Annotated in this window: 17 protein-coding genes; 8 read left to right on the top strand and 9 right to left on the bottom strand. The window is 39.6% G+C overall.

Features of this window, described 5'->3' with window-relative positions:
• Nucleotides 1–22 precede the first annotated feature (22 nt).
• The gene (gene glmS, locus QQK06_RS09130) at nt 23–1,855 is read left to right on the top strand and encodes a glutamine--fructose-6-phosphate transaminase (isomerizing) (protein ID WP_284244356.1); all 1,833 of its coding nucleotides are present in this window, start codon (nt 23–25) and stop codon (nt 1,853–1,855) included.
• A gap of 661 nt (nt 1,856–2,516) precedes the next feature.
• A complete protein-coding gene (locus QQK06_RS09125) occupies nt 2,517–4,385 on the top strand; it encodes a hypothetical protein (protein ID WP_284244355.1) in 1,869 nt (622 codons plus the stop codon).
• Nucleotides 4,386–4,602: 217 nt separating this feature from the next.
• On the opposite strand, the gene QQK06_RS09120 is transcribed toward QQK06_RS09125, so the two are convergent.
• The gene (locus QQK06_RS09120; RefSeq protein ID WP_284244354.1) at nt 4,603–4,971 is read right to left on the bottom strand and encodes a PilZ domain-containing protein; all 369 of its coding nucleotides are present in this window, start codon (nt 4,969–4,971) and stop codon (nt 4,603–4,605) included.
• A gap of 254 nt (nt 4,972–5,225) precedes the next feature.
• Here QQK06_RS09120 and QQK06_RS09115 point away from each other — a divergent pair, with 254 nt between their 5' ends.
• Both QQK06_RS09115 and QQK06_RS09110 read left to right on the top strand, forming a co-directional pair.
• Complete coding sequence (locus tag QQK06_RS09115) at nt 5,226–5,768, top strand: hypothetical protein (protein WP_284244353.1); 543 nt, start codon at nt 5,226–5,228, stop codon at nt 5,766–5,768.
• 18 nt (nt 5,769–5,786) lie between these two features.
• Complete coding sequence (locus tag QQK06_RS09110; RefSeq protein WP_284244352.1) at nt 5,787–6,242, top strand: hypothetical protein; 456 nt, start codon at nt 5,787–5,789, stop codon at nt 6,240–6,242.
• A gap of 283 nt (nt 6,243–6,525) precedes the next feature.
• Here QQK06_RS09110 and QQK06_RS09105 read toward each other — a convergent pair whose 3' ends face one another.
• The 7 genes from QQK06_RS09105 to QQK06_RS09075 form a co-directional block, all read right to left on the bottom strand.
• Nucleotides 6,526–6,972, bottom strand: a complete 447-nt coding sequence (locus tag QQK06_RS09105) for a GNAT family N-acetyltransferase (protein ID WP_284244351.1) — start codon at nt 6,970–6,972, stop codon at nt 6,526–6,528.
• 86 nt (nt 6,973–7,058) lie between these two features.
• Nucleotides 7,059–7,892, bottom strand: a complete 834-nt coding sequence (locus QQK06_RS09100) for a helix-turn-helix domain-containing protein (protein WP_284244350.1) — start codon at nt 7,890–7,892, stop codon at nt 7,059–7,061.
• Nucleotides 7,893–8,236: 344 nt separating this feature from the next.
• Entirely contained in the window at nt 8,237–10,243 is a 2,007-nt protein-coding gene (gene asnB / locus QQK06_RS09095; RefSeq protein WP_284244349.1) for an asparagine synthase (glutamine-hydrolyzing), read from the bottom strand.
• Nucleotides 10,244–10,260: 17 nt separating this feature from the next.
• Nucleotides 10,261–11,334 (bottom strand): aspartate/ornithine carbamoyltransferase family protein, encoded by a 1,074-nt coding sequence (locus QQK06_RS09090; protein WP_284244348.1) that lies wholly within the window; start codon nt 11,332–11,334, stop codon nt 10,261–10,263.
• Between the two features lie 105 nt (nt 11,335–11,439).
• Nucleotides 11,440–12,867: a sodium:solute symporter family transporter gene (locus tag QQK06_RS09085; protein ID WP_284244347.1), complete on the bottom strand. Its 1,428-nt coding sequence runs from the start codon at nt 12,865–12,867 to the stop codon at nt 11,440–11,442.
• Between the two features lie 4 nt (nt 12,868–12,871).
• The gene (locus tag QQK06_RS09080; RefSeq protein ID WP_284244346.1) at nt 12,872–13,249 is read right to left on the bottom strand and encodes a hypothetical protein; all 378 of its coding nucleotides are present in this window, start codon (nt 13,247–13,249) and stop codon (nt 12,872–12,874) included.
• Between the two features lie 200 nt (nt 13,250–13,449).
• Nucleotides 13,450–13,824, bottom strand: a complete 375-nt coding sequence (locus tag QQK06_RS09075) for a hypothetical protein (protein WP_284244345.1) — start codon at nt 13,822–13,824, stop codon at nt 13,450–13,452.
• A 204-nt stretch (nt 13,825–14,028) separates the two neighbouring features.
• Here QQK06_RS09075 and QQK06_RS09070 point away from each other — a divergent pair, with 204 nt between their 5' ends.
• From QQK06_RS09070 to QQK06_RS09055, 4 genes are all read left to right on the top strand, one after another.
• The gene (locus QQK06_RS09070) at nt 14,029–14,790 is read left to right on the top strand and encodes a SapC family protein (protein ID WP_284244344.1); all 762 of its coding nucleotides are present in this window, start codon (nt 14,029–14,031) and stop codon (nt 14,788–14,790) included.
• A gap of 117 nt (nt 14,791–14,907) precedes the next feature.
• Complete coding sequence (locus QQK06_RS09065) at nt 14,908–16,296, top strand: coiled-coil domain-containing protein (protein ID WP_284244343.1); 1,389 nt, start codon at nt 14,908–14,910, stop codon at nt 16,294–16,296.
• A 44-nt stretch (nt 16,297–16,340) separates the two neighbouring features.
• Nucleotides 16,341–16,940 carry a YjaG family protein gene (locus QQK06_RS09060; RefSeq protein WP_284244342.1) on the top strand — a complete coding sequence of 200 codons (600 nt, stop codon included), beginning with the start codon at nt 16,341–16,343 and terminating at the stop codon, nt 16,938–16,940.
• 109 nt (nt 16,941–17,049) lie between these two features.
• On the top strand, nt 17,050–18,618 hold the full coding sequence (locus QQK06_RS09055; RefSeq protein ID WP_284244341.1) for a serine hydrolase: 1,569 nt from the start codon (nt 17,050–17,052) through the stop codon (nt 18,616–18,618).
• A 16-nt stretch (nt 18,619–18,634) separates the two neighbouring features.
• On the opposite strand, the gene rsmD is transcribed toward QQK06_RS09055, so the two are convergent.
• Nucleotides 18,635–19,237 carry a 16S rRNA (guanine(966)-N(2))-methyltransferase RsmD gene (gene rsmD, locus QQK06_RS09050; RefSeq protein WP_284244340.1) on the bottom strand — a complete coding sequence of 201 codons (603 nt, stop codon included), beginning with the start codon at nt 19,235–19,237 and terminating at the stop codon, nt 18,635–18,637.
• Between the last annotated feature and the right edge of the window lie 69 nt (nt 19,238–19,306).

Below are 19,306 nucleotides of genomic sequence, written 5' to 3'. Positions count from 1 at the left end.
AACAGAAAAAAAGGATAACGATATGTGTGGGATTGTCGGTGCTGTAGCACAGCGTGATGTGGCAGATATTTTAGTTGAAGGGTTAAAACGTCTGGAATACCGAGGTTATGATTCGGCAGGGGTAGCGCTTATTGATAATGACAAGTGTCTGAATCGTGCTCGTCGTTTAGGTAAAGTACAGGAGTTATCGGATGCATTAGCCGAACAGCCTTTATTCGGTGGAACAGGGATTGCACATACTCGCTGGGCAACTCATGGTGCGCCGAGCGAAATCAATGCTCATCCTCACGTTTCTAGCGATAATATCGCGGTAGTTCATAATGGTATTATTGAAAATCATCATGAACTAAGGGAAAAGCTTGTCGGATTAGGCTATAGCTTTGTCTCGGAAACAGACACAGAAGTGATTGCCCACCTTGTGCATCATGAACTAAAAAGTGCTAAAAGCTTAGTCGACGCGTTTCAAAAAACAGTTGTCCAGCTTGATGGAGCTTATGGCGCAGTAGTGATGGATAGTAACGATAAAGATCGTATTGTTGTTGCCCGTTCTGGTAGCCCGTTAGTTATCGGTTATGGTTTAGGGGAAAACTTTATCGCTTCTGATATGTTAGCCTTATTACCGGTAACCCGTAAATTTTCTTTCTTGGAAGAAGGTGATGTTGCTGAAGTGACACGCTTTGAAGTTAATATCTTTGATAAAAACGGTAATAGCGTCGAGCGTGAAGCAAAAGAGCGTGAAGTGGCGCAAGACAGTGGCGATAAAGGTGAATATCGTCACTACATGTTAAAAGAGACTTATGAGCAGCCAACGGCAATTCGCAATACCTTAGAAGGTCGTCTTATTGGAAATCAGCTGGATATCAATACCTTTGGTGAAGGTGCGGATGATATTTTTAAAGAAATTGAACACGTGCAAATCATTGCCTGTGGTACCAGCTATCATTCAGGTATGGTGGCGCGCTACTGGTTGGAAGCGTTAGCCGGTGTATCTTGTAATATCGAAATTGCCAGTGAGTTTAGGTATCGTCAATCTCATGTACCGAAAAATGCCTTATTAGTGACTATTTCACAATCTGGCGAAACTGCAGACACCTTAGCTGCGTTGAGATTAGCAAAAGAGTTAGGTTATAAAGCTAGTTTAACTATTTGTAACGTGCAAGGCTCATCTTTAGTCAGAGAATCTGATCTTGCCTTTATGACCAAGGCTGGCGCTGAAATCGGCGTTGCTTCCACTAAAGCATTTACCACGCAACTGGTTGGTTTATTAATGATGACACTGGCTATCGGTCAGCATCATGGTATGAGTGAATCAACGCAAAATGACATTGCCAAATCATTAATGACTTTACCTAATAAACTTGATGAAGTATTAGCATTAGCTGATTCTATTGAAGATTTAGCAGAAGATTTTGCTGATAAGCATCATGCGTTATTTTTAGGTCGTGGTGATCAATATCCGATTGCGATGGAAGGGGCATTAAAGCTAAAAGAGATCTCTTATATTCATGCTGAAGCCTATGCGGCTGGTGAATTAAAACATGGCCCATTAGCGTTAATTGATGCTGAAATGCCGGTAATCGTGGTAGCACCACAAAATGATTTAATAGAAAAATTAAAATCAAACGTCGAAGAAGTGCGAGCCCGCGGCGGTTTAATGTATGTGTTTGCTGATCACAATGCCCGTTTTGAAAGCGATGAAACCATGACGGTAATTAATGTCCCGCATTGCGATGATATCATCGCGCCAATCGTCTATACCTTACCATTACAATTGTTATCTTATTATGTCGCTATCATTAAAGGTACTGACGTGGATCAACCACGTAATTTGGCAAAATCAGTAACGGTAGAGTAATTAACAGGTAAAGTAGCCTTTGTTTTGTGAGAGAGTAATAAAGTTGTTAATCACACAATAAAGATCTTAACTAAACAATAAAGTCGTTTACTAAAACCACTGAAACTATGCTTGATTGATGAGCAATGTTTGAGTGGTTTTTTAATGGCTGCAAAACAATATTTCAATAGTGAAGTAAAAAATGCTAAATGGATAAAGTAAGGTCGTGGAGCTGGCGGTAATGCCTGATAATAGTGCTAAGATGCAGAATTGAGCTATTGCTGCTCAATTGGATGGTGAACGCCAGCTAGCGGCAAGTTTTATGCAAAATGAAGTGGTACTGGCAACTCTGTTTCATCATCAAGCACAAATCACCACCGGTGGCGCTAAATTTTCCCGGTGTTGAAATTCATGCCACCATGTTTGACGTATCGATGTTGCCCGAAACTTTGCCTTATCGTCCGGACTGGTGGCTGGAGAACGGATTTCCTTATCTGAGATTAGTGACGCTGTACTAGCTTATTCAGGAGCCACCAGACAAAGACTGGGATGAGGTATTTAGCCATCAGTTGAAATAATGCTAAGGTTAGAAGCTTAACTTGCATTTAATTGATTCCAAGACCAAAATCATTGATGTGGTGAAAAGTAAGCAGACGCTTGATAATAATAAGGAATACTTTTTATGGCTTATGATTTTGGCTCACAAACATTAGGGATAAAAAACCCGTTTAAGGTGGAAGGGCTGTTTAAAGTAGGTGCTGGTCTATTAGTGTTGTTAGCGGGAGTGATACCTTTGCTTCAAGTCGCTGATACGTTGCAGCAGGATAAGATCGCTGGCTGGAGCTATGCCATTCTTGGTTTTGTGCTAATCACCAGTGGTGCTAGGCATGCAGGTATCGGTATTTTTCAGCTGTTTCGTTATTTTGTCGGTCGTTCGGTGCCAAGTTCGCTCGCTTATAATCAGTCCGTCTCTGAAAAAGATATTGCAGACGAAGAGCGGGGGACAAATGTCTTGCTCTACGATGCTAAGCAGCTGCATGCCATGTTGATGGGACGTAAAAATACTACCTTTAAGGAACCTTTGGGCTGGATGGCGCGATTATTACATTCGCTATATCCTAAATTAACTTTTATGCCTTATCCATTGCGCAATTTGGCGCAGGAACTAGCGGCAATGACGATTAATGTGTTGACCGCGCTGCTGGCATTTGGCATTGCTGCGTTTGTTGTTAATGTTGGCTTGGCAGGTGAAGGGGCTAAGGTCATCGCCTTACCTGTGTTATCTATTTTGTTGCTAATTTATTTGCTAGTTAACTGGTATAACACTGCCGGCTCGATTACCGGTAAGAAAAGTTCGAGGCTACATACGAGTGGCGGTAAATCTTTTGGTGGTTTGATCGCCTTGTCGTTAATCGCGCCTGTGATGGCCGGTGTTTATCTGGATCAATATTCTCCTGCCAGTCCACAGCAATTGCAAACTTATGCTGAAGCTACTGCGATGTTTAATGTCTGGGGGAACTTATTATTGTTGCTTGGTGCTATTATTGTGGTACTTGGCGTGACGTTACCTTTGCTATTTCGGCGCATGGCTGAAGTGACACCGGCGACTGAGGTTAGTGAATATCGTGAAAACATGCAGGAGTCGGTACATCCAAATGAAATATTCATTAATATTGAAAATATCGTGCTGGCCAATCGCCGTTATCGTGAAATCCCTAATCGTATTTATCGTAATTTTGATCCTAAATTGAACGAGCAATCTGAAGGTAAAGGCAGTTTTAATGGTGAGCTTATCATTGAAACTCAACCGTCACTGGCTAAAGGTGAGACTAAGCATAATGGTTTAAAAAAATTACTGACCGGAGTGAGCCAGTTAGGTTATCTGCTCGGCGCATATTTATTTTACTTATTTGGCTTAAAGCTTTTGGATGTCGTCAAGCAAGCGGTCAGCTTTAACGGTATTCAACCTGGACAAGAGCAAGTGCTTGGCTTTTTTAATTTATGCTCTGCTGCGCTGGCGATATTTTTTGCCTGGCTGACTATTTCGACGGCGGCGCGGGTGATGAGTCAGGCATCGCATTTATTTTGGGGGGAAATGCACTTTAATTCTCTGCTGATGTTTATGAAAACCGAAGGCACCTATACGGAGTCAAAAATATCTACCGGCATGGCTATTCATGACAGTACGCGTTCGGAAAACACTGTGGTTAGAAGTAGTATTACTCCTTGGGTGATCACCTCTCGTATCAAATCAACCATTTTTGCTACTAGTGGTGGTGCTAATTTGGAATCGATTCGCTATATCATGGGAATGAATAAAAATGAGGAAGAACTGGCTGATATTGTTAATGAAATTAAGTCATTCTTGCGTGGCAGAGAGGCGATAGCAGCCATTACTAATGAAAAAGACCTCGATAATGCCAGCCAGATTTTTCAGGTTAATCAACAAACTCGATCGATAAATAGCGAAAAATCAGCCAAACTTGAACAAAAAGATAGTGATGATCAAGCTGCGGGCTATCTGCGTAATCAATCGCCAGAAAAAGATTAAGCTTAGATTGAGTAATCATTTTTTAGAAATACTAATTAATACAAAGTAAAAAGTAACCAATCGGTTACTTTTTATCAAAAAAAGAAGATAGGCCGTCTCTGCTTAAGTTACTTGAAGCTATTATTGAGACCGTAAAACACACTAAAATCTCGTTTTAAAAACTAGATCGGTTGCTTGCTAATAAATGTGCTTTTTAGGTAAATAAAAGCTAAGTAATTTAACTGGCCTTTTGCTCAGCAAGGTTATTTATCAATAAGTCAAATAGGCTTATATTAGGTTCGGGATTATGAGGCCAAAATCGAATACCAAGCCAGTAATGAGACTGCGTATCATTTTTGACTAGTTCCTGCCAAATCATGGTGCCATAAACATCAAGTTGATCTTCCTTATGATGGTAACGAATTTGGATTACATCATCTTGTTTAGCTGGTTCTGCTGCTAATAGACAGACGCCAAAAGGAGAAATATCTTTGAATTTAAATAAGTCTATTGGTCTATGATCATACATCAGAGTTAATTCACCTGCAGGGAGTATGATATTGCTATGGCGAGCGTTTTGACGGCGTTCTCTATAGTTGTAGTCCATGGTAGTCCCTTACTTTAAGTATTTCTACAGCATAATCTTTAAGTGTAGCAAAGGTTGTTTAAAAGACAATTTATCGGGTAGATGACAAATTAATTATTACAAAAACATTTTTGATAATGGTAACAAGTTATTGTTACAGTATGATTTATTAGAAATATTATTAGTTAGCGCTGAAAAACTCCTTGTAACTTATCGCTTAAAATAGCAGCTTTTGCATGGCAATTTGTTCTCCCATTATTTATTAGGATAGGTAAATGAAAAATATTGATATGCCCATAGGATTATATGAAGTGTTTGGAGAACAGCAGTCGATTGCAGAAATTATTATTACGATTGTTTTTGCCTTGATTGGGAGTGCTCTAATTTATTTTTGTTTTTATCGGCCTAGCCATCAAGAAGTAACCTGGATGACGATATTAGGCTTAATTCTAGTTGTTGATGTTTTAGCCGGTTGTATCGCAAATTTTACTAGGGGTACTAATCAGTTTTATTCAGAACGTGCCAAGAACAGGATTATTTTCATTTCAATACATATCCATATTTTAGTTATTGCTTGGCTCCTCGCGGCACCTATGGAATATGCTGTATTGGTTTGGGCTTATACAATAGGCTCTGCATTCCTTATAAACTATTTGAAAGGTCATCCTTTGCAGATGTTTTTTGGTGCTTTTTTTATGTGTTGTGGTCTTTTAGGGTTAATGCTGATGCCTATCGAGCAATGGTTTTTAATTACTAGCATGTTTTTTATGATTAAAGTGGTATTTAGTTTTGCTGTTGATCATTACAAGAAAGAATAACTCGAAAAGGAAGCGTTTATGAAAGGTGAATATCAGCTTATTATTGCGGCTATGCTTAGTTTTATTGCCTCGCTACTTCATGTGATGATTATTTTTGGTGGCGCAAGTTGGTACCGTTTTTTTGGCGCGGGTGAGCGTATGGCTAAGCTTGCTGAGTCAGGGAGTTACTACCCGATGATAATAACATTAGCGATAGCGTTAATGTTATTTCTATGGGGGTTATATGCATTATCAGCCGCGGGTGTGATCGTTAGATTTCCATTAATTAAATGGGTGCTTTGCGCTATTACTGCGGTTTATTTGCTGCGAGGAGTTATTGGCTTAATAGCACCATTTATCAGTCGCCATCCGGCAATAATGGAAAATTCAGTCACATTCTGGCTAAGTAGTTCGATAATTTGTTGTCTTTTTGGCGTTTTTTATTTGCTAGGTACTATTTATTACTGGCGCCAGTTAGCTAGTGTTACTAGTTAAGCTCCGGTTTGTTTAATAACTGATGCTCAGAGGCATTAGCATTCGTTAAGATAAGTAAAATATGATCAATATTTTATGCAATAAAAATAAACTGCGCAGCCCCTATTTCCTTGGCCTAATGAAGCGCTTTTTAAAGCCGATATGTGTGCGCCTACAGAACGACAAAGTGACGGGTGTTTGGTTGAAGATACCTTGAGTGAATATATTTTACATTACTAAATTGAACGACAAAAATAACCCAGGTAGAGCTCCTGGGTTTTCTTTGCACTTATTGAATATGAGTTTACTTTTTTGTCGTTGAGTATATTAAGCGTTGTAGCATTTGCCCTGTTGGCTGATGAAGCTTTTCTTCTAGTAATGTAAAACCATATTTTTTATAGAAATTGCGACCGATAGTGTTTACTTTAAAAACCTCAACTTGCAATTCGTTGTGAAGTTGTTGTGCTTTATCCATCAGTTTTTTGCCGATGCCTTGACCGTGGAATTTCGGATGAAGGAAAATCGCGCCAACTTCATTTCCCATCAGGGCGATAAAACCTTTAACTTCATTATCTATTTCGGCTACCCAAATATCAGTATTGGGAATATAAATCTCGGCCGTGTTAATGCGTTCTTTGGCAATAAACTCATCAGTCATAAAGCTATGCGCCATTCTGGTGGAGATTTCCCACGAATCTAGTACAGCGGTTAAATCGGATGTTTGATAGGGGCGAATTTTTACTGTCATCATTTACTCATCTGCTATTTTATTTATGCCGTTATTTTAATGAGCACTAGACATTAGTGATTGAATAAAAACGACAACTTTAGCTGTTGTTAGTCAAATTCAAAATTACCGTAAATATCAATAGTAAGGTTTCTTTGTTTAGCGTATTGCCCTGGGGTTTGACCAATAGACGCTTTGAGATAACGAATTAAATGAGGTTGATCGCTAAAGCCATATTTAGTGGCGATATCCGCCCAATTGATGGTTTTATCTGTTGAGCTATATAAATGTTCCAACATTTCTTCTAAGCGGATCATTGACTGAGTTTGTTTCATAGTGAGTCCGGTAACCCGGGTAAAACTGCGCTCTAATGTTCGTTGTGAACGATAGAGCTTTGCGCCTATATCTGCAATAACAGTTGTTTCCAGCATAGTGAGTACTTGGCGGGTCAACTCGATGTGCTGATCGTTGTGGTTTGTTTTGCACCAATCACTGAGTAAGTTATCAAGCATAATAGCGGCTTGCTTTGGCTGGTTTGCAGCGCAACTCAATAATTGAGCTAAGTTAACAGTACTGGTTGTGAGCTTTTTGATATCAACGGCCTGAATTAAATTTGTAACAAGCTTACAATCTTGGTTTAACAATGAGTAAGGCCCGCCGATTTTAAATTTTATCCCGATAATTTGAAATGGCTGACTATGATCCATAGTGAAGGTGTTTAAGTGCTGAAATAGCCAGTGACTGCCATTGCCTGTTTGCAACTTGTTGTCTGCAGCATAATGATAAGGTGTATGAGCTTGAGTAATAATTAAATGTGTAGCTGGGTCCGGGTTTAATTTTGGATATTGATGGCTGGTATCACCAGGTTCTTTTTCTAAAAACCAGTAACATTCGACATATTTGGTGATTTCTTTATTGCTGGGAAATAACTTCCAGTTTTTCATTGTAATAATCTAAGGTTAGCTATCATGGTGTTATGTCGCTGTGGTTTGTATTTTGATACTAAACTAGCTGTATTATTCAAGGAAGTATTTGTTGGTTTTTTATCTGAATTTAAGATGTTTTGGCGTAGCTATAGCTGGCTATTCCACGTCAAAATAACGGTTATATTGCCTATGCGACGCTGAGGCTATTTGTCCTCTTAAAATCAGAACTCAACTTCATCTGTGGCGACTTCAAAGTCTGCGATATGTGCGGTATTAGCTGACACATGATACCAATCGCCTTAAAAAGAAACACGCGAAACCTTATTGATTTCGCGTGTTATGCTTATGCAAAGTTTAAAGTTTTACACCACCCAACCAAGTGCTTGCGCCTTATCATAGGCTACTTTACTAATGTCTTGTGCGACAAAATGATGATACAAAATCATGATGCCTAATACATGATTAAGCAAGGCATCATTCTGAATTTTTTCAGCATCGCTAGTGGTATGGCTTTCCTGACGTTGGATTAATATTTCTAAAAAGCCGGGATCGATTAATTTAGCTTGTTCAAGCCGTTGTGGTGAGGCGAACTTATCTAACAAGTTTTTCAGTTTTTGCCATTTATCCTGATCGGTATGAGCAGGTGGTGCCATAAAGGCAAACTTTTCTCTATTGTAGAGGGTTTCTGGTAATAGCCCTTTCATTGCTTCTCTTAATACATGCTTTTCTCTATTGCCCTTAATGCGCATTTCTGGCGGCACTAAACAGGCAAATTCTGCCAGTTTGTGGTCGAGAAAAGCCGGGCGTGCTTCCATAGAGTTGGCCATATCAACCCGATCTCCACCCCAAGTTAATATTTGTCCTTCGAGCATGGTTTTAATCCAGACATATTGTGCTTTATCTAGTGGGTGCCGGCCTTTGAGATATTGTTGGTCGAGTTTTTCCGCGATTGCTGTACCTGGCTCATAGCGAATGATCTCTTCACGGCGATCTTGATGGATTAGCTGCTTAGCCGCACCTGTACAGCCGAGCCAAGGTTGCAGGCAACTGGGAGTAAAGCCAACTTTTTCATTAATATCATCAGAAATATATTCATCTTTAGGCAACATAGCGCCCTGAAATAATTTGTTATTGGCTTCGAGTGTTTGTTGCCAGGCCGCAGCTTGCTCCTGATCTAGGCCATCCATGCCGTGTAAAAACATGTCTTTTCTAAAAGCGGGATAACCGGCAAATAGCTCATCCGAACCCTCACCTGTTAACACTACTTTATAATTTACATGACGCACCCGTTGCGACATCATTAACTTGGCAACTGCCAAGGTATTGTATATCGTGCGTTCGGTGTGCCAGATGGTGCGTTCAAAATTATCGTATAACAGATCGGCGTTGAGGGTTAATATTTCCTGTTCTGCGCCAACAGATTGCGCCATTTCTGTCGCGATAGGTGTTTCGTCATAATCGGCATTATCAAAGGCAATAGTAAAGGTTTTGATTTTTTCCTGGGCAGTGGCTGAGGCAAGACCCAGGATAGAGCAGGAATCAATGCCGCCGGATAAGTAACAACCCACAGGAACATCGGCATTTAATCTTAGTTGTACTGCTTCTAATAGATGTTTTCTAACACCTGAGATATAAAATTCTTCAGAATGTTTCGAGCGCATTTTCAATTCAGGAAAATCCATATCCCAGTATTTGTGAGTGTCTATATGAAATTGACCGTTTTTACGGGTTATTTTCAGCATATGGCCTGGCTCAACCTGTGAAATCCCTTTAAATGCTGTAGTACCGGGTACCATCACCTGAATTAGTTGATGAAACAGGCCATGAGTGTCAATTTCGGCATTAACGCTTGGGTGAGCTAATACTACTTTGACTTCTGAGCCAAAAACGATTTCTTCGCCAGTATTGGTCCAATACAGAGGTTTAATACCAAAGCGGTCGCGTACTAAGTATAGGGCATCTTCTTGCTCATCATATAAAGAGAAGGCAAATTCGCCACGTAACTGTTCTAAGGTTTTATCTATGCCGAGGTGTTTAAATAATCTCGGTACGATTTCTGAATCGCTTTTACTTTTAAACTGAAAACCCTGAGCGGTTAAATCGGCACGAATGCGTTGAAAATCGTAAAACTCGCCATTATGAGCGTAAATGATTGTGCCATTTAACCAAAAAGGTTGGCGGCCTCGTTCTTCATTTAAGTCGATAATCGATAGTCGGGAGTGACTCATGCCAACCCCTAAACTTTTAGGGTTACAATAGCCGTAATTATCAGGGCCGCGGTGATGTTGGATCGCCGCCATATTAACTAAAATTTGTGAATCTATATAACAATCTTTACTTGATGCAAAAACACCAGCAATGCCACACATATAATACCTCTGGAAAATTAAACAATATCGAGAACGCGTTCAGCCCGTCTAACCAAACAGGTAAGGAGCGCTTGCCTTAAGAAAACAGCGCCCCGAGCCTGTGCAAAATACCAGTTGTGATGGGTTTTATCTAAGCTGGTACATAGCTCCTCGCCACGCGCTAATGGATGCAAGATAATGGCGTCTTGCTTGAGTTCTGTTTGATCTGACAATACGTATTTACTGCCATATTCTTTAAATGTGTCACCTTCCCAGGCAATGGCATTGATGTAGATAACATCTGCTCTTTTGACACTGTCAGCAAAAGAGGAAGTGACATTAACCTTAATGCCTTGTTCGGTCAGTTGTTCTTTTTGTTCAGGGCTAAATACGGTATTTTCCTGCTCATTAGCAACTATGGTGACGGACTTAAATGCCGATGAAAATATCGCGATCAGTTTTAATAGGCTTCTGACTGTCCGCATTTTTGATGGCATGCCGATGATACATATATCGATTGGGTTTTCCGGCTGTGCCGCGATAAGCTCAGGCCGCCATTTAAAAATAGTGTAAATATCGGCTAAGGCCTGAGTCGGGTGTTCATCAAGGCCATTACCGGCATTAATGATAGGGATACGTAGCGTATCCATCATTTCTTTGACTGACTCTTCGTTTGAGTCCCTTAATACCACACAGTCACCGTAATTATTAAACATTTCAGCGACGTCACTCAGGCTTTCCCCTTTAGCGATACCTGTAGTTGAACGGTCGGTGATCGACATAATGTCACCACCGAGTCGATGCCAGGCGCTTTCAAATGATAAACGGGTACGAGTGCTGGGCTCATAGAATGCTGAGATCAGTATCTGCCCTTGCAATGAAGCTGAGAATCGGCCCGGGTTCGCTTCGTACTTGGCTGCCAGTCGAAAAAGTTGTAGCAAAGTATGACAATCAAGTTGATCGGCAGAATAAATATGTTGATTGGTTAACTTTTCCAGATACTCGCCATCTTCAACAATCGCGCGTAACAAGTTTTTCGGGTGTGCGTTTCCGTAAACATCCGGTTTCTTTCTTTCGAAATTAACGATGTCTTGTAAGTTAGGATCTACCATAATGATTTATTTACAACGTCTTTGAATAAAAAGTACAACAAAAAAAAGGGACTGCAGGTGCATACTATGAGTGCTGTGTATATCACAACCATAAGTGCATCTTCACTAATATACATGATCACATTCCTGTTCTTCTTGCCAGTGAAAATCTATTGCTTTGAATCGGATGAAATACTGACATATTACAAAAGAAACAAAGCATGAACTGATAGCGGCGGTATAAAACCCGACCTGAAAATAAAACACTAAACCGGTTACCGTACCAGCAACCATGGCAAGCATAGCTCCTCTACCTGATAACTTAGCTCCGTAGAGGCCATAAATGATTGGCCAAATGGTTGAGGCAACAAAGGCGCCGGTGAAATTGAGTAATGCTCCTAAGGTTGCCATTTTGGGTAAACAGGCTAACCAAGTGGTGACACCTAATAAGATGATCATTAATTTATTGACGGTAAGTAATTGTTGGTTAGAAGCATTTTTCATTAACAGCTTTTTGTAGATGTCGTTTGAAAGTAAGTCTGAAGTGGCTGCTAGAAGTGAATCCATGCTGGAAGCTAGTGCTGAGAAAATAATAATAAAGACCAAAATGGCGCCGGACGCCCCTAATACTTTAGCAGCAACTAATGGGCCCACCATATCGGGAGATTCAGGAAAAATGCCAAGGGAATTAGCAGAAAAAGCAATAAACCCGGTGACGATGGGAATAGGGAACCACAACAGGGCTGAAAATTTAAATGACTTTTCTCCGACACCTTGTTTAAAAGCAAGTGCTCTCGACCACCAAACGTTAGAATGAAAAATTTCACCGATGCCAAAAAAGATATTATTAAAGAAAAACATTATTGCTGCTGGAAATACTAGGTTGAGTAATTCTGGTTGGCTTTGTTTAACATTTTGATAAGTATTAGAAAAACCAACTTGGTCTAGGCAAGCATAGGCAATATAGGCAACACCGGCTATGATGATCAGGGTTTGCGCAAAGTCAGTCGCGATTACCGCCCGCAATCCGCCAAGTAAGGTATAAAGAACACACACTACGATGATCACTGTCATGCCAGTGTGATAACTTATAGGGCTTAAACTTGACAGTAAAATACCGCCGGCCATACCCAAGCTGACTAGCCAGCCCAAGGCATAGCAAAGGGAAATGATGAGAAAAGCACACCAAGCTCCTTTGCCATAGCGCAAGTAAAAGAAATCACCACTGGTGACACCGCTCGGTAATAAAGATTTAATTCTTTTTGCCAAAGGCGCAAATAGCAGTAAACCCAGAGCAGCCATGCAGTAGCCCAACATGCCCCAGATACCAAACTGATAAGTTAATTGAGGTGCGACTAATGTGGTATTGCTCGTCACCCAGGTCGCCATCGCCGTTGCTGTAGCGAGAGCAAAGCCAACATTTCTGCCAGCTAAGGCAAAATCATCCTGAGTTTTCGACTTTTTACCTAGATACCAACCCCAAAGTACCCAGATAACAGAAAATGTTACCAGAATGATGACGGTGTCTTGCATGCTGATAAGGTTTGAAATCATGTGATTATTCTTCTTGTTTTATCTTTAGAAGTCTAAGAATTAGTGCACAAAATAATATTGCACCAATAATGAACACAGTTAGTGCTTTAGTTAAGGCGTGATGTTGTACCGTGAATTCATTGGTTATTGCTGTTTGACTGCCTTTACTTGGATAATAAGTGACTTGATAGTTACCATCAGACAACCCTGACAGTGTAAAAGCATCTTGATGGCTAATTTTTTGTTCTATATATGGTTTTCTTTCTTTAGTGACACTAACTTTGAGGCATCTTTTTTCGCAGTCAAGATGAGGGATGACTAACGAAATATAGCCTTCGTTAATAATTTGACTCGCGTTGCTGTTAAAGCAAAGTGCGAGTAACAGTAAAAAAGTAGACTTCAAATCATTAGTTAGGATAATTAGTGATGCATTTACCCTAGCATTGATTCGAGTACTAATCAAATTGAAAAGGAGGGGAAAGATAAAAGGCAAAACAGTATATCGTTGTGCCTTTTTTGAGTGACTATTTACAATATTTTAGGCACTATTTGTCTGTTACGCGGTGGTTTTGGATTAGGTTACGCCTTTCGCTTTATTCGACATTAACGTATTACCGAACCGCCAACTGAATAGTTTTTATATTGCGGATAAAGCTCGATATAGTCGCACCAACTACTGAAACTGGTGTAGTCATAACGCTTATCGCTGGCGGTAAACCATTGAGATGTGGTTAAAGGTGGCAAGCGAAATTTCTTTTTAAAACCGTCAATCGCTATCCAGCAGGCTAACTCTTTAGTGGTTTTATTTTGAACTTGTATTTGGGCATAACCTTCGGGAGTGTAGCGATAGAGTACTTCCGTTTTCGGTTTGCTGGTCGCTGAAAACGGGAAACTAAATAAAATAGCGAGCATAAATAGCGAGGCTTTTTGCCAGAAAAACTTGGTCATGTAATTTGATTTTTCATTATTAAAATTCATCTATATCACCAAGTTACCCGTTAACTATTATGCTATTTTATCTGCAATTGTTGATGTAATGTTAAATTTTGTTGAGATTTTTATATTTTTGCCATTGAAAGCGATCAACTTTGTCTCCATAACTAACTGCAACGCGTATTCTGTTATAACAAATTAGATTACAAATACAGTAAAAAATTTCAAAAAAAGTTAGAGTGAATATATATGAATATTGTAGCAGTTAAAAAAGAGCAACATCAAAACCTTAAAGTTGCCAACCAACGTGACTTATCACATGTTGCTAATCAACACATAGTACCTGTAAATGTCCGTGAATTTGGTCAGGCTTCTACCAGCTACCCAATTGTTATTGTTAAAGACCCTGAGTCAGAGCGTTATCGTACTGTCGCTATGTTAGGTCTTGAAGCTGGTGAAAACCTATATCATGAAGAAAATAAGTGGCAGGCGATTTATATTCCTCAAGCTTTATCGGTGGCGCCATTTTCTCTTGGTTTAGATCCTGAAAAAGAAAAAACATTAACTGCTTGTATCGATATCGATAGCCCATTCGTTGGTGAAGATAAAGATAATGCCTTGTTTGATGAAGAAGGTAATGACACTGAATTTTTCAAAAGTATTCAAGATCAGTTAGGTCGTTTATATGAAAACGAAGTCGCTAATGAAAACTTTGTTAAAATATTAGCCGAAAATGAATTATTGCAAGAGTTAGAATTACAAGTTGCGTTTAATAACGGCGAACGAAAGAAATTAGTTGGTTTATTCGGCATCAACGAAGAAAAACTACAAAACTTAACAGATGAAAAAATCTTAGAATTGTATAAGCAAGGCGCATTTATGCCAATTCATGCGATGCTTGCTTCTTCAGGTCAGGTTAATCGCTTAGCACAGCTACGTAATGCGAGTGATAATCCGGTAAAAGTTAGCGGTATTAATTACAGCATAGTTGGTGCTAAAGAGGAAAAATAATTAAGATCTAGGGTCTTAACCTCAAAATTATATAAAGGGAGCTGTTAAGCTCCCTTTTTTATTAGCAAAAGCTATGCTAGTTTTAATCCATAGTGCTTGCGTTTTTCTGAGGTTTAAATGGCTGAAAAGAACAGAACACCTAAGGAGTTAAATGAAAAAATTCAGACTCTGGCGGGTGAGATCCAAGTCCAGATCGAAGAGAAAGTCGCTGAACTGATGAATAATCACGCCAGTGAGAAACCGTTTACGGATGAGGAAGTTGGACAACATCCTTATTATCAAGCACTCGTTAAAGAAAAAGCGGCGCTAGAGCAAAACTATCAAACTAATGAACAAACCATTAAACAAAATGAAAAGCAATATCTGCATCAGCAAAAAGTGCTGAAAAAACAAGTTGCCGAGCTCCAAAATAAAATTAATGACCATCAAGCGCTAAATGAAGCAAAATTAACTGATACAGAAGCCGCATTGAAAAAGAAGCTAGCGGAGTATTCGTCGTTAGCAGATAAGTATCAGGAATTAGTTAGCCAGCAACAAAGGCAGCAGCAAGAGCTAACCGAATCTCAGCAAGCAAATGCGGCCTTAGCAGAACAAGTTGAGGCATTAAAAAGTATCGAACAAAACCTGTTAAAAAGTGATCAGGCAAAAGCCGCGACGCTCGATGTACAAAATCAGCAAATTTCAGGGCTTAACAACCAGCTTAATAATTTAGGGGCAGAGTTAGAGTTAGCCAAAGCTGAGCAGACTCAAAGCTCGACCCTTGTCTCGCAAGTGACTGAGCAGCAAACAAGCATCACTGAACTTACTGAACAATTACAACAAAGAGCACAACAATTAGAACAACTGTTCAAAGAGAAAAAGTTATTAGAAGTAAGTAAAGACCAACTTACCGAAGAAGTTAAGCAGCAAAATACTGAGATTCACTCATTAAAACAACAGTTAGCTCATGCTCAACAAGAATATAGTGATACTCAGCAAACCATGCTAGAAACTGAAAAACAGTTGGTATCACTTACGGATGATAACCAGCGGCTATCGAAAGAATTAGCTCAATCAAGAGAACAATTAACCCAACAACAAGCAGGCCATCAAGCGGCGCTAGATCAATTGAATGATCGACTTCAGGCAAGCGACGAATTACAAAGAAAAAATGCTCAGGCGCTGCTGCAGCTACAGCAAAGTTATGATAATTTAGCGGCGTCGTTTGAACAGGCGCAACAAGATGTAGCGCAATACCAGCAATCTTCAGCACAGTTAGTAAAAGATGTTGAGCAAGCGCATAGTGAACTAGAACAAAATAAACAAAGGTTTAATGCGCAAATTGAAAAACGCGATAAACAGGAAGCTGAATATAATAAGGCGCGAGAAACCATTAAATATCTACGTGATGAAAACGTTGAATTATCACAAAAGCTTGAACAGCAAGTATCTGAATTAGAAAGTAAAGTTACAGAGTATCGCTTACGATTCGAATATGCACAAAAAGAATTAGCGAAAAACCAATAAACTTTTTGGTAAGATAGCGGCAGTTTTATTGATAGGAATTGCTTGTGACCATTCACCTCCCCTTTGCCAAGTTATCTCAATGGCAGGCCATTGCCTTTAGTGTTGCCTTAATTGAACGTATGTTACCTAACTACAAAATTTTTGCTGAAAATGCTGGCTTCGGTAATTTTCAGTTACTGCGCAATCAGGTGGATTTAATTTGGCAACGGCTGGATAAAAGTCAAAAAGTTAACATCAACTATGATGCTCAATTATTAAAATTAGAAGAACAGGTGCCAGATCCACAGGCTTTTGATTTTTTTGGTGTTTATCCGGCGCTTGATACGTCGATGGCGGTGATGTCGCTATTGCAAGCAATGCAAGATAGTGAAGGTCAGGATTTTGGTAATGTATCCAGGCTTTCTGAAAACAGTGTTAATTTTTATGTTGAGCTTTGCCTGTTACAAGAGCAGGAACATCAAACTTCTGAGCAAGAGCTGGCAGATAAAATTCAACAACATCCGTTAATTCAGTGGGAGGTCGCGACTCAAAATGAATTATTTGATTTCTTAAAAGCGGCGCCGGAAAACAAAACGACCATTCAAACGATCAAACAAATGGTACTTGAACAAGGTTTGTCTAATCTGGGCATTGAAACCAGTTAGCCTCTGATTATTGTCGTATAAAATGTACATTTTATCTTATTTTTTATTTTAGCTCTGGGCATCACAGCTCAAATTCGTTAACGTAAAATAAAAACTAAGTGGAATAGTAATGAAAAAACTCTTTTCTTCGGTATTTTTACCTGTCTTATTGTTTTGTGCTGTTTATAGCGCGGCGGCAAATGAACAATATAACCAGAAAATTAACCAAAACATTGAACAGGCTATGGCTGCTTTTCAGGTGCCAGGCGTAGCCGTTGCTATCGTGAAAGATGGGAAGCTCGCTATGAGCAAGGGCTTTGGTGTCATAGAGCATGGCAAGCCAGAGCAAGTGGATGCTGATACCTTATTTGGCATTGCCTCAAACACTAAAGCCATGACCGCTGCCTTGATTGCACAGCTGGTGGATCAGGGTAAATTATCTTGGCACAGCAAAGTGATTGATATTATTCCTGAGTTTCAGATGCCTGATGCCTATGTAACCCGTGAGTTTACTATTATTGATTTGCTTTCTCATAACAGTGGTTTAGGACTTGGTGCCGGTGATTTAATGATCTGGCCACAAACCACTCATACCATGGCTGATATTATTAAAGGCATTAAATATTTACCTCAGGTATCAAGTTTTAGAAGTGAATTTGCTTACGATAATTTGATGTTTATTATTGCTGGTGAAATCGTTGCTCGTGTCACCGGTAAATCATGGCAGGACAATATCAAAGCGCAAATTTTCCAACCTTTAGGAATGGATAATACTAAAGCAATGTTTTCTTTGATCAGCCCGACAAATAACAATGTTGCTCGTGCCCATGTACCTCTGGATGGAAAAATAAATGTCGTCGGTGGTAACTTTTTAGAGAAATTTTCTTCCGCTGGTTCAGTTGCCTCAAGTGTTAATGACATGGCTAAATGGTTAATTGCTCAATTGAATCGTGGTCAATACATTGATGGCAAACAACAAAAACAGCTATTTTCTCAAGCACAGAGTGAAGCCATGTGGCAACCTCGGACGTTATTGCCAGTGTCAGAAAAAATGATGGAAAATGATAAAACACATTTTTCTGCTTATGGCCTTGGTTGGTTTATGAAAGACTATCACGGTGTTAAGTTGGTGCAACATACTGGCGGTATTTTAGGTATGGTCTCTAAAGTGGTGTTAGTGCCGGAAGAAAACTTAGGTCTAGTGATACTAACAAACCAGCAATCAGGCTATGCGTTTAACGCCATAGCGAATGATATTTTGCAAACTTATCTGACAATTGATAATAAGGATTGGGTTGCTCATTACCAGGCGTTGCGGGATAAACGTTTAGCTAATGAAAAAACACGTTTGGCTGAGGCAGCAGCTCAGATTGATAAAAGCTCGAAACCTTCACTTAAGTTAGCGGACTATGCGCAAACATATAATGATAAATGGTACGGTGATATTGCTATTACGTTGGAAAATGAGCAGTTAGTGATGCAGTTTACTAAAACTGCTGAATTACGCGGTAAGTTAGAACATTATCAACACAATACTTTTATTGTCCGTTGGGATGACCGAACGATAGAAGCTGACGCTTTTGTTAACTTTAATCTTAATGAAGATGGCTCAATTAATTTTGCAACCATGAAAGCAGTTTCTAATTTAACCGACTTTAGTTTTGACTTTCATGATTTAAAGCTGACACCGAAGCATTAGTTGATAGCGTAGTGTTTTAGTGACTTGCTTGATAGAGGCGATAGCTCACCTGGCCTGCGTTTTTTTCTTTTAATAATGACCAGTTATTCGGCAGGGATAACTGGTCATTTTCGTTTTCCATTTCAATATAAATTAAGGCATCATTAGCTAACCAGCCGTGTTGTAACAGCTCGACGGTTTGCTCTACCAATCCTTGTCTAAAAGGCGGGTCGATAAACACTAGGTTAAATGTTGTTGTAGCTTGCTGTGATAAAAAACTTAATATATTGGTTTGCTTAATCTCGATATTTTCGGCATTTAACAGGGTTTTATTGCTACTGAGCTGTTTAGCCGCTATGCGATCGAGTTCAACAAAGGTGACATGTGCGGCGTTACGAGAGTGCGCTTCAAACCCTAAACTGCCAGCACCGGCAAAACAATCTAAACAACGACTCTGATTGATATAAGGCATCAGCCAGTTAAACAGCGTTTCCTTAACTCTATCCGTTGTTGGTCGTAAGCCCTCAGCTGCTAATACCGGTAACTTTCTACCGCGATGTTTACCGGCAATGATTCGAATATTACCCGTTGGTTGACGGTTTTTTTCTGGTTTAGCTGAGCGATTTTTCGATTTGCGCATAAGTTCAACTACTTTGGTTTGTTGTCGACAGTTTAGGTGTTAAGATAGCGGCAATTTTATCCTTGTTTC

Source organism: Thalassotalea insulae, assembly GCF_030161395.1.
In the GTDB taxonomy this organism is placed as follows: domain Bacteria; phylum Pseudomonadota; class Gammaproteobacteria; order Enterobacterales; family Alteromonadaceae; genus Thalassotalea_E; species Thalassotalea_E insulae.
Note: the sequence above shows the minus strand (reverse complement) of the source record. Positions and strands in the feature narration are given on the sequence as shown.